Raw genomic sequence first — 13,880 nt, 5'->3', positions numbered from 1 at the left:
GCGGCCGGTGCAATTTGGCATCACGGCTGCCCCACCTCGACGCTGATGCGGTCCACGTAGTTGTTGGCCACCGCGACGAACTCGTGAATCAGCCCGCCCCACCAGAAATTGGTGGCGGACGGCGGCGCCTCATCGAACTCGATACAGCCGCTGACCTGCCCGCGCTGACCGGGCAGCAGATAGTACTGCTCCGTGCCGTCAATCACGCGCCGTTCCAGGTCCTGCGGCCGGCCAATGGCCCAACGGAAGGGGAAATCAACCCCGGTGGTGTCAAAGTTGACGCCAAAGCGCCAGGCGCCGGCCTGCTGATGCCATGATTTATCGTTGTTAGCGATCGCGAGGGTGTTGTAGTTCTGGCTGAAGCGATAGGTCTGTCCGGGCCAGGGGCCAGCCGTGCGGATGGGCACCGTGCCCTGGTTCGCCACCGTGGCCGTGAAGCAGAGCGTGGACCCCAGCGGCACGCCCACCACCCGGTTGACCTCGTTCTGCCATTCGATCTCGCCTTGCAGGATGTCGGCGCGCGGCTTGCCCCCTTCCTGGATGGTGAGGGTAGAGGAGACGACCACATGGTTGCCGGCCAGGTCACGCGCCTCACCCACGATGGTGTAGGCGCCGTCGGGCGGCGGTTCCGCGCCCTTGTCCACCCCGCCCTCGTAGCGATATTCGTGATACCCCATCTCGCCCGGCTTGATGACGCGCTCGCTCTCAGGCAGGTAATACTTCACGTCTGGCTGCGCCGGGTTCACCAGGTAGACGTTGACGGCATCGGCTGGTTTGGTCAGGTAGTAGGAGATGGAAACCCAGTCATCGCGCAGGCCATCCTGGTTGGGGCGAAACTCCTGCGGTACGACCATGAAATTGTTGAGCAGGGGCAGCTCGGTGTCGCCGCCCTGCAGGGTGATCGTGCCGGTGATCTGCTGACTGCTGCCGTTGGCCTCCGCCGCGGTGATGGCCCAGGTGTAAGCGCCATCGGGCAGCACCCAACTGTCAACCGCCTGGCGGCCGGCCGCGCCATCAAGCACGCGCAGTTGATTGACCACGCCGCCCCACAGCACCTCGTATTCGCCGGGTGAGCGCGGGCGCCGTTCGCGGAAGGCAAAGGCCTGGCCCGCGGCATCGGTGAAGGTGATGGAGAGATCCGCATTGCGGCCCAGGGTATAGCGGATGCGAGTGACGTCGTCGCTGCCGTCCGCGTTGGGGGAGATCAGCGCCGGTTCGACGCTGACGTTAGCGAGCAGGGGACGAAAGAGAGAAATGCAGCCCGTGCTGAGCAGCGCCGCCGCGGCCAGGCCCAGCAAGGGTCGCCAGAACGTCTTGAGTTTGATCCAGTGCATGAAAAGCCACGAAAGATGGTCAGAATCATGATTGCGGCGGACACCCCGTCCGGCCCGCAACCCTGCCGCAAGTCTACCACACGCCGGCGCTTTCGCCAAAGGGGAGTCCCGCCAGGCAGCAATTCAGAATACGCACCGCATTTTTTCACCGCTCACACCTGCAACAAGACAGGCGTTAAGGGAGTCTATCTGCCTGACTCACATCTTCACGTCAACCACCGACGGCAACAACGGCGTCTGTGCTCACCACAAATGACTTGATCTGCGCAAGGTTCACCCGTTGGTTGACCTGGGCCAGATCGTACTGCATCTGCAGTTGCAGCCAGCTTTCCGGCGTGCGCCCGAAAGCCTTCGACAGGCGCACAGCCATCTCAGGCGAAATGCCGGCATGACCATTCAGCAGGAGAGAAAACGTTTTGCGCGTGACGCCCAGCCCAGCCGCGGCCTGCGTCACAGTCAGCGCGAGCGGTTCAAGATACAGGTCGCGAATGATCTCACCCGGATGCGGTGGATTCTCCATCGGCATAGTCGTTGCTCCCCAGGTTTACGCTTCTCGTTCAGTTCGTGGCTTTGCCCTCGCGGCCACATCCGCAATTGCATCAAGCTTCTCACCAATCTCAGCATCCAGTTCTTCTCTGGCTACCAGGCTCGCCAGGATGTGATAGTCGCTCTTCAGTAGCAAGTTGATAGGTTTGCCGTTGGCTCAGCAAAGGGCGAGTTGATAGCGGGATTCTCGATGACAACCTGGCTCATGGTGTTCCCGCTTCCTGCAAAAAGCGGCGCAACGCGTCGAAGACCGTGGATTGCCACGGCCACACGCCGGCCGCGGCGGCCTCTCCGATGCGCAGGCCGGGCCTGTGACGGGATGCCAGAAATACCTGAAGCTGCGCCTTCTCCATGTTGGCCGGCCGCGGCACACCTGCGCGATCCAAACACGCAAAATACGGTTCGATGCAGGCATAGGCCGGGTCCGCCGCGACTGCGCGCAGGCAGATGGATTCCAGCATCCCCGCGGATGATGAATCGGGGAGGATGAACACACCCACTTGCAGCCGGCCGCTGGAGAAGATGCCGCTCTGGGCTGGCGCAGCCAGGCCAGCCCTTCGCAGAGCTGCGCAGACGCTCTGGAAGGCGGCCTGGGGATCCACCTCGGCATCGCGGATAATGGCCAGGGACGCGATCTCGTCGAATCCAGGCATGAGCGCCAGGGCTTTGAGGAACCCAGGCAACTCGCTATTGCCGCCGAAGTTGTGGATTTGCAGGCTGGACAGAGCCAACGCCGCGGAGAACGACTGGAAGAAACGCGATGCGTCCGCGCCCTCGACAAGCAGTTGCTTGAGCGCTGTCAGGGGTTGTGGCAACATCAGCGAACCTCCAGGTCATACTTGAGCGCGGCTTCCAACGCCTCCTGATCGTAGATCGCCGGCTTGATGGTCTCGCGGGTGCGCTCCAACCTGCACAGTTGCAAATCATAGATCGGGCCGGCAGAAAAGGCGGTGTGGGCCGCCCGGATCGTTTCCCAGCTGTGGGTGGTGGCGAATAGTTGAACATCGTAAGCGCGCGCCGCTTCACCGATCGCCTGGAATACTTGCGGCAACGCCGCGTGATGCAAACCGTTCTCGATCTCATCAATCAAGAGGGTTCCGCCGGGCGCATTGGCGATGGCGAGCAGGATGGCGCACAGATGCACCATGCCTTGTCCCATGACCGGCAGCGGCATCAGCTCTCGTAGGCCGATCCCGCCGTGAATCATCGGCGCGCCCGCTGTGACCAGAACCGTCAGGCGCGTCAGGCGCGGCTCCAGCAGCCGCAACGCAGAAACCAGGCCATCGGTCCGGCCTATGCGCTCGATATTGCTGAAACGCTCGGCGTCTTCGCCAGTGAAGCGCGCCGCCGCGCCGAGATAGATGCCCAGCGCGGCCGAGACGCTGCCGCTACGGCGGGTCTTGATCTCGCCGTCGGCCGTGAACATGACCCGCGCTTCGGCCTGATGGCCGCGCGAATCCGCATATTCCAGCACCAGGTCTTGTGGAGACATCGGTGGTGATGAAGCCGGTCGGCCGGCTGCGGCTGCCGTTGCCGTTACCGGCCTGGGTCACGGTCTCGGATGGCGCAAGTCTCATCGCCAGACTGCGGTTCAATCCTTGATCGTCCAGGCTGCAAATCTGGATGGACCGATCTGTGCGTTTGTCATAGAAAAACCAACCCCACACCTCATCCGGTTGGAGCGGGAAACGTTCGATGCCGCGGATGGCGTTGACGCGCAACGGCAGTTCAGGATTGTGCGCGCCGATGTGCAGGAAAAGGGCCTCCAATAGCGCGGTCTTGCCAACGTTGTTCTTGCCGGCAATCAGATTTACGCGCGCCAGCGGATCGAGCATCAGATGATCGAACCCCCGGAAATTGACGATTTCGAAACGGGTGTACATGGTTTTGGCTCCTTTGAACGCCTGGCAAGGCTCTGGCTGCCCTCATGCCGGGGTCCGAGTTGTGATTATTATACACGCCATTTGCAGAAGGGCAGAAGTCGCGCGCTCGAATTGTGGGCGGGCACTCAACCGCGGTGGCATCCTCACGGCTGTGGCGCCGGCCCGCGCCCCGGTGGGATGGTCTCGCCGTCGGGGATGTTGCGCAGGTAGTCGCAGGCCACGAAGCGCACGTCGTCCCAGACGTGTCCCTCGGCCTCGAAGCTGGCGATGTCCACGATCCAGCGCTTGCGGTCGTTTTCCAGCCGGTAGATGTGCGGGCTTTCCTGGCACTTCAGGAGGACGTGAATCGGCGCGCCCAGCTCGAAGCCGGCCATGAAGCCCGGCTCGACGACATGCACCTGCTGCCAGCGGTAGCTGAAGTGCTCGAACGCATCCAGGCTGCTGATCCAGTGGAACTGCTCGTCGCGAAAGACGTAGATGGTATCCTTGTCTGCCTCTTTGACCACCAGGCCGTCGCGAATGACTAACGCGGCGCTGCCCGGCAGGGCGCGCGCCAGGCTGGCGCCATGCCGGTTGAGCGGCAGGTTGATCAGCACGATGATGACCAGCAGCCCAAGCGCCAGGCGCCGAATCAGGTGGCTGGCGCCCGTGGCAGTCACAGGCATGGCAACGGCCAACGTCTCCTGCGCAACCGCTTCTTGCTCGGCCGTCGGCTCTGCCTCACCCGCAGGGGGCAAAGGGGTCAGTGGCGCAGCCGGCGGCGGCACACGCGGCGCGGCTGTGACCGCGGCCGCGGTCGCCCGTGCAGCCAGGCGCGCCGTCACTTCATCGGCCAGCAGATCGAACAGGTCATCTGCACGCGCACGGTCATTGGCGCTCATGGCTCACCTCACTGTGAAGAAACCGAACAATTCGCCCAGGCTGACGAAGATGTTGGCGTAGAAATTGCCGCCGAGCGGGCGCAGGAACTCGAATTTCATGCTGGGCGCACCTACGAAGGGGCGCAGGGTCCACGCGGCCTGGCTGCCCACGAACGCGTAGATCAAAATCCACAGGCGCACCAGGTTGGCACGCGCCTGAACGCCGTCGGCCCGTCCACCGGAGATGGCGCGCATCCCCTGCGAGAGATAGCTGACGCCGACAAAGCCGGCGACCGTGAAGACACCCACGTTGAGCAGCTTGAAGAACTGGTAGCTGCTGCTGGTGAGGAGGAAAAAGAGCACGATCGGCGCCAGGCTGAGCAACACCACCGAGGTGATGGTAATCGCGGTCAGCATCAGCGCGATGTTTTGGCTGAGGCTCTGGTTGGAGCCGAAGATCAGGTTGAAGAAATAGAGGGCCGGGGCGCAGACCACCAGGGTCACCAGAAACAGCAGTGGCAGCTTCAGCGCGGAAGCGAGCACCTGCAGCACACTGTGGGTTGATCCCATCACCCCGCCGTACAATGCCAGGAAACCCGCGCTGAACAGCAGCATCGTGCGAATGGACCCCCGCAGGTTGGCGCTGCGCCGGATTTCAGCAAAGACCGCCTGCCGGTCCCGCAGAATCGTTTCGATCAAGGCTAAGTTGTTCAAAATGTCACCTCCGACGCCCGGATTGTAGACCAGACAGGGTCAAAGTGCAAAGTGCATAGTACAAAGTGCAAAGCGTACATCGTGTTCAGTAATCACACTCTCCGGTCTCCGGTCCTCCAAATTTCTCCCTTCTCCCTTCCAATGCTAGAATCCCCTCGCAGTCACCCCGCCGATTAGCCGAAGCAAGCGAGGGAGAAGCAGGATGTTACGATTTTTGACCGCGGGCGAATCGCATGGGCCGTGCCTGACTGCGATTCTGGAAGGGATGCCGGCCGGCTTGCCGCTGACGCGGGAGGCGATTGATCGTGATCTGGCCCGGCGCCAGGTGGCCTACGGGGCCGGCGGGCGCATGAAGATCGAAAAGGACCGCGTCAGTCTGACGGCCGGCGTGGTGGCCGGCCAGACGACCGGCGCGCCCATTGCCCTGACCATCGCCAATCGCGATTACCAGGCCTGGCAGGCGAAGTCCATCCCCCCGCTGACCGTGCCGCGGCCCGGTCACGCCGATCTGACTGGTGCGATCAAATATGGCTATCGCGACCTGCGCCTGGCGCTGGAACGGGCCAGCGCGCGCGAGACGGCCGCGCGCGTGGCGGTGGGCGCGCTGTGCAAATGCCTGTTGGCCGAATTCGGCATCACCATTGGCAGTTACGTGACCATGATCGGCGGCGTCAGCGCGGGCGACCTGGGACATTTGACGTACCGCGAACGCTTTGCGCTGGCGGAGCAGAACGATGTGCGCTGTCCTGACGTGACCGCGCTGGAGGCCATGCACCGGCGCATCCGGGAGATCATGCAGGCCAGGGACACGGCCGGCGGCCTGTTCGAGGTGGTGGCGCTGGACGTGCCGCCAGGCCTGGGGTCGCACGTGCAGTGGGACCGCCGCCTGAGTGCGCGCCTGCTGGGCGCATTGGCCAGCATCCACGCCATCAAAGGGGTGGAGATTGGCGACGCCTTTGCCCACGCGGCCCGGCCCGGTACGGAGGTGCATGATGAGATTTTCCTGGCCGAAGATGGATCGCTGACGCGCGGCAGCAACCGCGCCGGTGGTTTCGAGGGCGGCATCACCACCGGGCAACCGATCGTGCTGCGCGCGGCGATGAAGCCGATCAGCACCACCCTCAACCCGCGGCGGTCCGTTGACCTGGCCAGCGGCGCGGAGGCCGTCACCGTCTACGAGCGCTCCGATTTCAGCGCAGTACCGCGCGCGGCCGTGGTGGGCGAGGCGATGGTCGCCTTCGTCCTGGCCGATGCCTTGCTCGAAAAACTCGGCGGTGACAGCCTGGCCGAGATGCGGCCGCGCGGCGCGGCGCTGCGCCAGTCTCGCCTGGCCGATCTGCCCATGGATAACGTGCCCTGGCAGTTCGCCTACCTGCTGGCCGCAGCAGAGACCCAACCATGACCCCGGACAGCCGCAATATCGTCCTCACCGGCTTCATGGGCACGGGCAAGAGCAGCGTCGGGCGCTATGTCGCGGCCCGTTTGCGCCGCCCCTTCGTGGACATGGATGCCCTGATCGAAGAACGCCAGGGCCAAACCGTTGCCGCTATTTTTGCGGTCGAAGGGGAGACCACCTTCCGCCGCTATGAGAGCGACATGGTGCATGAATTGACCGCGCAAACAGGGCTGGTCATCGCCACTGGCGGCGGCGCGCTGGTCAATCCGGCCAATCGCGAGGCGCTGCTGGCTACCGGCGCTGTGATCTGCCTGCAGGCCGACGCAGATGAGGTGCTGCGGCGGGTGGGCAGCAACGGCACGCGGCCCCTGCTCAACGTCGAGAATCCACGTCAGCACATCGAGCACCTCCTGACCCAACGGGCGCCCGCGTATGGCGCCATTCCGCTGCAACTGGACACCCTGGGTCTGTCGGTCGCGGCCGTGGGTGAGCGGGTGATCGCGCTGGCGCTGGGCCTGGTTGAGGGCGAGTGCTTTGCGCTGCCTGTTCATGCGCCCGGCGCTGACTATACAATCATCATCGGCGACGGCGTCCTGGCGCGCCTGCCTGCGCTGCTGACCGACCTGCCCATCGGCGCCACCGCGGCGCTTGTCACCAACGACACCCTGGCGCCGCTGCACAGCGCCGCCGTCATGCAGGCTCTGCGGGCGGGCGGCCTGGCCCCGCGGCTCTGCACCATGCCCGATGGCGAGTCGTTCAAGACCCTGGACACGGTGCGCGATCTCTATGCCCAATTTGCCCAGGCTGAGTTGGAGCGCCAGAGCGCGGTCATCGCCCTGGGGGGCGGCGTGGTGGGCGACACGGCCGGTTTTGCCGCGGCGACCTACCTGCGCGGCCTGCCTTTCATTCAAATGCCCACGACTCTGCTCTCCATGGTGGATGCCAGCGTCGGCGGCAAGGTGGGCGTTGACCTGCCGGGCGTGGGCAAGAACCTGGTGGGCGCGTTCAAACAGCCGCTGCTGGTCCTGGCGGATACCGCGCTGCTGGCCACCCTGCCGCCGGCCGAGTTCCGCGCCGGCCTGGCAGAAGTGGTCAAGCACGGCATCCTGGCCGCGCCCGCTCTCTTTGTTGACCTGGAAGGGGTTGGCCCGCGCTCGCTGCCCCATCTGATCGCCGAGGCGGTGCGCGTGAAGGTCAACGTGGTGGAGGCGGACCCGTTCGAGCAGCATGTCCGCGCTCACCTGAACCTGGGTCACACCTTTGCGCATGCGTTGGAACTGGTGTCCGATTTCAGCATCCGTCATGGCGATGCAGTGGCCATCGGCCTGGCGGCCGCGGCGCACCTGGGCGTGGCGCTGGGCGCGTGCGACGACGCGCTGCGGGATCGCATCGTGCATCTGTTGGCACGACTGGGCTTGCCGGTGCGCATCCCCGCGTCATTCACGGCCAGTGCGCAGCAGTTGTTAGTTGCCATGGGCAGTGATAAGAAGAAAAAAGAGGGCCGTCTGCGCTTCATCATCCCGCGGCGCATCGGGCAGGTGGAGATCTTCGATCACGTCCCCCCCGCACTCGTGCTGGCCGCCTGGCGTGAGGTGGGGGTGTAGAGGGAAGAGCGAAAACCGAAAATTTACGTACGCGCCTGGGTTGGCAGGGTGAGCGCCTCGTTGAGGAGGTCGTCCCGTTTGACCAGGTAGCTGACGATGCCGCTGGCCATGAGTTCGGACACGACGGTGCTGCTGGGCAGGCTGGGGCCGAAGCTGGCGGCGTCAATCACCACTGCCACGCTGTAAACGCCGCGGCGCTGCAGGTCACGCAGCGCGGCCACCCAGGTTGGGTCGGGCGAGGCGGTGATGACGATCAAGGTGGTGTGGCGTGACAACGATTGGCCTTCGCCGGTCAACACCTGGCTGAAGGGGATGTTGCCCAGCGTCTCGATCACCGCCAGCGTCTCCAGAATTTTGGTCAACTGCCGTTCACCGCGATCGGCCTGCAGCACCTCACGATGACGGCTATGCGCCACCAGTCCCACGGAGCGATTGCGCATGATGAAATGGCGGGCCAGGGAGGCGGCCACCGACACCGCGTACTCCTCAGTGCTCGGCGCCAGGGTGATGTCACGCGGGCTGTCCCTCCATAAAATGGCCGGGCCTTCGTCGTGCTCCACCGGCTGCCAGGGCGCGGCCACCTGCACACTGCGATCCATGTCCACAATCAACCACAGATCGGCCGTGGGGTCCAGCTCGAACTCCTTGACCACCAGGCGTCCGGTGCGGGCCACCGACCGCCAGTGGATGCGGTTGTAGCTGTCACCCGGTTCATAGTCGCGCACACCGGAGACGTTGGTGGTGACATAATGCGTGCGCCGGCGCATGGCATCGCCGCCGGTCAGGATGCCAATGGGCGGGCTGAAGGCCGGAATGTCCACCGTGATCGGATAGACCACGATGGGCGAAGTGGCGGGCAGCGTGCGGCTGAAGCGGAACAGGCCCAGCGGGTCGCCGCTGCTCAGGGTCAGCGGGCCAAGCATGAAACGCCCGCGCTGCTGGCACACCGTGCGCACCATCCAGCGTTGGCGGCGCTGTCCGCCCAGGGAACTGACCACATGGCTGGCATGATGGCCGGGAAGGGTCGAGAAATCGCGCACCTCCAGCCATAGCTTAGGCAGCCGGCTCAGATTGCGCACCTCGAACTGTTCCTCGGCCAGTTTACCCACCTGGGCGCGGCGGGCACGCGTAAAACGCCCCACGCGTACCCAGTTGACGTTGGTATAGGCCCACAGCGCGCTCAACAGGATGGTCGCAGTGATCAAATAGAAGATATTCCAGGCGAGATCCCGCCCGGTGTTTAGCGCAAAGGCCAGGCTCAACAGCCAGCCGATGAGAATTCCCCAGAGACGACGCATCATGAATCAAGTGTCCAAAGTCGAGACGATGACCCTCAGCGGGTCTTGACACGCGTGCCCGGCACCGGCACCGAATCGAGCACCTCGCTCACGATCGCGCGCGCATCCACATTCTTGATACGCGCCGACGGGCTGATGATGAGGCGATGGGACAAGGTGGCATCGGCTAGGGCCTTGATGTCATCGGGAATCACGTAGTTGCGACTCTCGATCGCGGCGCGGGCACGAGACGTCTTGTAGAGGGCCAGGCTGCCGCGCGGGCTGGCGCCCAGGTAAACATCAGGATGCTTGCGCGTCGCGCTGGTCAGCAGCACAATGTACTCCTTGATCAGGTCGTCCATGTACACCTCCTTGACCGCTCGCTGGGCCGCCATGAGATCCTCGGCCGAGATCACCTGCTCGATGTCCTCGATGGGATGATGAGTCTGCTGCGAGTTCAGGATGGCAATCTCGTCGGCCTGGGTTGGGTAGCCCAGGCTGATGCGCATCATGAAGCGGTCAACCTGAGCTTCGGGCAGCGGAAACGTGCCTTCGTACTCGATGGGGTTCTGGGTGGCCAGCACCAGGAACGGGCGCTGCAACAGATGCGTGATGCCGTCTACCGTCACCTGGCGCTCTTCCATCGCCTCCAACAGCGCGGCCTGCGTCTTGGGTGTGGCGCGGTTGATCTCGTCCGCCAGCACAATCTGTGCCATGATGGGGCCAGGGCGAAATTCGAACTCGCGATCGCGTTGGTTGAAAACCGACACGCCGGTCACGTCACTGGGCAACATGTCTGGAGTGAACTGAATACGCTTGAAACTGCAACCGATGGAACGCGCAATCGAGCGGGCCAGCATCGTCTTGCCGACGCCCGGCACATCTTCAATCAGCAGGTGCCCTTCACACAGCAGGCCAATCAGGGTGCTCTTCACCTCGGCGCGCTTGCCGATGATGACTTTTTCCACATTGGCAACCATGCGCTCGGCCAGGAATTCGACTGGGTTCATACTTCTCCTCTATCTTTTCGTCTTTGTGCGCCATGCCAAGGAGCCGTCATGAAATAATGATCGCAACTCTCACGCTTGCCAAAGGGGCGCAGATACAACACTTGTTTCGTGACGGCTCCTAAGAATCGTGGCATTATACCAGTTGCCCTGGATTTTGCCAGTAGGGGAATACCATTCTTGCGCTTTTAATCATTTCTTCATCTTTTCTTTTGCTATCTTCGTTTTGCCTTGTGCTATAATGTCGTTTGTGCCAACCATGCTTGTTCGCGATCTGCAATTGAACTATCAAGCCGACGGCCACGGGGCCGCGGTGCTCTGTTTGCACGGCTGGGCCAGCTCCTTGCGCATGTGGCAACGCACCGCCCGGCGCCTGGCGCCGGCCTATCACGTCATCAGCCTGGACTTGCCTGGCTTTGGTGATTCCAGCCGGCCCTCCCCTGACTTCGATTTCACGGCGCCAAGCTACGCGGCCGTAGTCAGCGCGTTCCTGGCGCAGATGACGCAAACGCCGGTCGTCATCGTGGGCCATTCGATGGGGGGGCTGATCGCCCTGCAACTGGCGCTGACCTACCCCGACCTGGTCAGCGGCCTGGTGCTCTCCAACCCGGTCATCACCGGAAACGTCGGCCCTGGGCTGGGCGCCTTTCTCCGTTCCCGCCTGGGCCAGCATGTGCTGCACCTCTCGCAGCGTTCGCACCTGCTGGCGCGCATCGGGCAGCAGACCTTCTTCGCCGACGCGCGCTTTTTCCGCGGCGCGGCCTTGCGCCGCAATATCGTTGACCTGGCCCGCGCCGCGCCGGAAGCCGTGGCCGGCAGCCTGCGGGCCATTCTCAGTTCTGACCTGAGCGCCGAGCTGTCGGGCATTCAGGCGCCCACCCTGGTCATCACCGGCGCGCACGACCTGACCGTGCCTGTGGCCGATGCCCGCCTGGCCGCACGGCGCATCCCTGGCGCACACCTGGCCCATCGTGCCACGTGCCAGTCATTTACCCATGGATGAACAGCCCGTGCTGTTCGACCGCCTGGTAGAGGGCTATTTCGCCCGCTACGTTCCGTGCCCGGTGTTGGGTGCGGGCGCCTGATTCTGCAAATCCACAATTACCGAGTCAACATGAGCGATCGAATCCTTGTTGTCGAAGATGAACCGAAGATTGCCAACCTGCTGCGCCGTGGCCTGCTCTACGAAGGCTACACGGTAGATGTCGCGGTGGATGGAGAAAACGGCCTGCAAATGGCCCGTGACACCCCGCCCGACCTCGTCATCCTGGACATCATGCTGCCGGGCATTGACGGGCTGGAGGTGTGCCGGCGGTTGCGCGCGGCCAGCGATGTCCCCATCGTCATGCTGACGGCCAAAGATTCCATTCCCGATCGCGTGGCTGGCCTGGACAGCGGCGCCGATGGTTACATTTCCAAGCCGTTCAGCTTCGAAGAGCTGCTGGCGCGCATCCGCGCCCTCCTGCGCCGCGTGCGCGTCAACACGGTCCCACGCGAGGAGGTTCGCTTCGGCGATCTCGTGCTCAACTACGCCACGCGCGAGGTACTGCGCGGCACGCGTCGCCTGGAGCTGACCGCCAAAGAGTTCGATGTGCTGCAGCTTTTCATGCAACACCCGCGCCAGGTGCTGACGCGCGACATCATCTATGAGCGCATCTGGGACTATGACTTTGGCGGCGAGTCGAATATCATCGAGGTCTACATTCGCTACCTGCGCACCAAGTTGGAAGCCAACGGCGAACCACGCCTGCTGCAAACGGTGCGCGGGGTGGGCTACGTCCTGCGCGAGGAATAGAAGCAGGCATCATGTCTATCCGCTTTCGCCTGACCGTCTGGTACAGCGCACTCCTGGGCGCCATGCTGCTGCTGTTCAGCTTCGGGCTTTATTCGTTTCTGACCAACGCGATCCTGGCCGATGTCAGTAACACCCTGAAAGGCCAGGGTGAACAGGCCGCAGCCGTCATCGAGCTGGAGCTCGACCCGATGGCGGCCGTGCGCCGCGACGACACCTCCCTGCTGCCGCGGGTCGTCTTTGCCACGCAAGTCTATGCCCAGGTTCTAACCCCCGACGGCGTCATCTATCAACGCTCGCCCAACCTGAAGAACATGGATCAAATCCTGCCTATCAGCCAGGAGATGTTGGATCGCAACCTGAAAGGGCAAAGCGGCTACTATACGCTGCGTCAACAGGGCACGCCGATTCATGTCTACTCCATGCCCATCCATCACACCAATGGGGACATCGTGGGCGTACTGCAGATCGGTCAATCGCTGGTTGACATGCAAAACATGCTGGGGCGGGTGCGCACCGCGCTCTACCTGATCAGTGTGCTCGGCATCATTGGCACTGCCCTCGGCGGCGCCCTCCTGGCGCGCTCGGCGCTGCGGCCCATTGACGACATCACCGCCACCGCGCGCCGCATCGGCCGCACCGAGAACCTGGCCGAGCGCATCGCCATCCCTGACTCCGGCGACGAAGTCAGCCGGCTGGCCGAGACCTTCAATGAAATGCTCACGCGCCTCGATCACCTGTTTCAGACACAGCAGCGCCTGGTGGGCGATGTGTCGCACGAACTGCGCACGCCGCTCACCACCATCCAGGGCAACCTTGACCTGCTCAAGCGGGGCGCCATCGAGGACGCAGAGCTGCGCCAGGAGGCCCTGGCCGAAATCGAAACCGAAGCCAGGCGCATGACCCGCATGGTGGGCGATCTCTTGCTGTTGGCCCAGGCCGACGCCGGCCATGTCCTGAACCGGGCGCCGGTTGAACTCGACACCCTGCTCCTGGATGTTTTCCGCCAGGGCGTGATGATGGCCCAGGGTCAGGTGGAACTGCGCCTGGGGCACGAAGATCAGGCGCAGATCATGGGCGACGTGGACCGCCTGCGCCAACTGTTGCTCAACCTGATTGACAATGCCATCAAATACACGCCTGCGGGCGGCATGATCACCCTGGCGCTGTACCGTGAATCGGCGCAGGTGCGCATCGAAGTGACCGACACCGGCATCGGCATCGCCGAAAATGACCTGCCGCACATCTTCGAGCGTTTCTTCCGGGCCGATCGCGCCCGTTCCCGCCGCCTGGGGGGCACCGGCCTGGGTCTCTCCATCGTTCACTGGGTGGCGCAGGCGCATGGCGGCGACATCGAAGTACGCAGCGAGTTGGGCAAAGGCAGCACCTTCACCCTGCGCCTGCCGCTGGCAGACGGGCTTCCGAGGTCTCGGTGACTGCGCAAGCCCTGACCGCCGGCAACTGAGG

General features: G+C 63.7%; 14 protein-coding genes. 5 read left to right on the top strand and 9 right to left on the bottom strand.

What is annotated here, in order from left to right; translation table 11 throughout:
* Positions 1–20: 20 nt before the first annotated feature.
* The 7 genes from IPM84_21305 to IPM84_21275 form a co-directional block, all read right to left on the bottom strand.
* Positions 21–1,334: a hypothetical protein gene (locus IPM84_21305; protein MBK9095245.1), complete on the bottom strand. Its 1,314-nt coding sequence runs from the start codon at positions 1,332–1,334 to the stop codon at positions 21–23.
* Positions 1,335–1,545: 211 nt separating this feature from the next.
* The gene (locus tag IPM84_21300) at positions 1,546–1,860 is read right to left on the bottom strand and encodes a HigA family addiction module antidote protein (GenBank protein ID MBK9095244.1); all 315 of its coding nucleotides are present in this window, start codon (positions 1,858–1,860) and stop codon (positions 1,546–1,548) included.
* A gap of 223 nt (positions 1,861–2,083) precedes the next feature.
* Positions 2,084–2,698, bottom strand: coding sequence for a hypothetical protein (locus tag IPM84_21295; GenBank protein MBK9095243.1), 615 nt, complete (start codon positions 2,696–2,698; stop codon positions 2,084–2,086).
* A complete protein-coding gene (locus IPM84_21290; protein MBK9095242.1) occupies positions 2,698–3,306 on the bottom strand; it encodes an ATP-binding protein in 609 nt (202 codons plus the stop codon). Before IPM84_21290 ends, IPM84_21295 begins: the two co-directional genes overlap by 1 nt.
* Entirely contained in the window at positions 3,269–3,763 is a 495-nt protein-coding gene (locus tag IPM84_21285) for an AAA family ATPase (GenBank protein ID MBK9095241.1), read from the bottom strand. Before IPM84_21285 ends, IPM84_21290 begins: the two co-directional genes overlap by 38 nt.
* Before the next feature lie 143 nt (positions 3,764–3,906).
* Positions 3,907–4,644: a hypothetical protein gene (locus IPM84_21280; GenBank protein ID MBK9095240.1), complete on the bottom strand. Its 738-nt coding sequence runs from the start codon at positions 4,642–4,644 to the stop codon at positions 3,907–3,909.
* A gap of 3 nt (positions 4,645–4,647) precedes the next feature.
* Entirely contained in the window at positions 4,648–5,337 is a 690-nt protein-coding gene (locus IPM84_21275) for an actin-binding WH2 domain-containing protein (GenBank protein ID MBK9095239.1), read from the bottom strand.
* Positions 5,338–5,539: 202 nt separating this feature from the next.
* Between IPM84_21275 and aroC the strand changes: the two genes are divergently transcribed.
* Positions 5,540–6,739, top strand: coding sequence for a chorismate synthase (aroC, locus tag IPM84_21270; GenBank protein ID MBK9095238.1), 1,200 nt, complete (start codon positions 5,540–5,542; stop codon positions 6,737–6,739).
* Complete coding sequence (gene aroB, locus IPM84_21265) at positions 6,736–8,337, top strand: 3-dehydroquinate synthase (GenBank protein MBK9095237.1); 1,602 nt, start codon at positions 6,736–6,738, stop codon at positions 8,335–8,337. The genes aroC and aroB overlap by 4 nt, the downstream gene beginning before the upstream one ends.
* Positions 8,338–8,360: 23 nt before the next feature.
* Here aroB and IPM84_21260 read toward each other — a convergent pair whose 3' ends face one another.
* Complete coding sequence (locus IPM84_21260; GenBank protein MBK9095236.1) at positions 8,361–9,638, bottom strand: DUF58 domain-containing protein; 1,278 nt, start codon at positions 9,636–9,638, stop codon at positions 8,361–8,363.
* Between the two features lie 32 nt (positions 9,639–9,670).
* A complete protein-coding gene (locus IPM84_21255; protein MBK9095235.1) occupies positions 9,671–10,624 on the bottom strand; it encodes a MoxR family ATPase in 954 nt (317 codons plus the stop codon).
* 256 nt (positions 10,625–10,880) lie between these two features.
* On the opposite strand from IPM84_21255, the gene IPM84_21250 reads away from it, so the two are divergent.
* The 3 genes from IPM84_21250 to IPM84_21240 all read left to right on the top strand — a co-directional run bounded on the left by IPM84_21250 (position 10,881) and on the right by IPM84_21240 (position 13,849).
* Positions 10,881–11,624, top strand: coding sequence for an alpha/beta hydrolase (locus tag IPM84_21250; protein ID MBK9095234.1), 744 nt, complete (start codon positions 10,881–10,883; stop codon positions 11,622–11,624).
* A gap of 111 nt (positions 11,625–11,735) precedes the next feature.
* Positions 11,736–12,416, top strand: a complete 681-nt coding sequence (locus tag IPM84_21245; GenBank protein ID MBK9095233.1) for a response regulator transcription factor — start codon at positions 11,736–11,738, stop codon at positions 12,414–12,416.
* 11 nt (positions 12,417–12,427) lie between these two features.
* Entirely contained in the window at positions 12,428–13,849 is a 1,422-nt protein-coding gene (locus tag IPM84_21240; GenBank protein MBK9095232.1) for a HAMP domain-containing protein, read from the top strand.
* Positions 13,850–13,880: the final 31 nt, after the last annotated feature.

This window comes from Candidatus Amarolinea dominans (assembly GCA_016719785.1).
In the GTDB taxonomy this organism is placed as follows: Bacteria; Chloroflexota; Anaerolineae; order SSC4; family Amarolineaceae; genus Amarolinea; species Amarolinea dominans.
The sequence above is the reverse complement of the archived record's forward strand: the minus strand, read 5'-3'. Positions and strand labels throughout refer to the sequence as shown.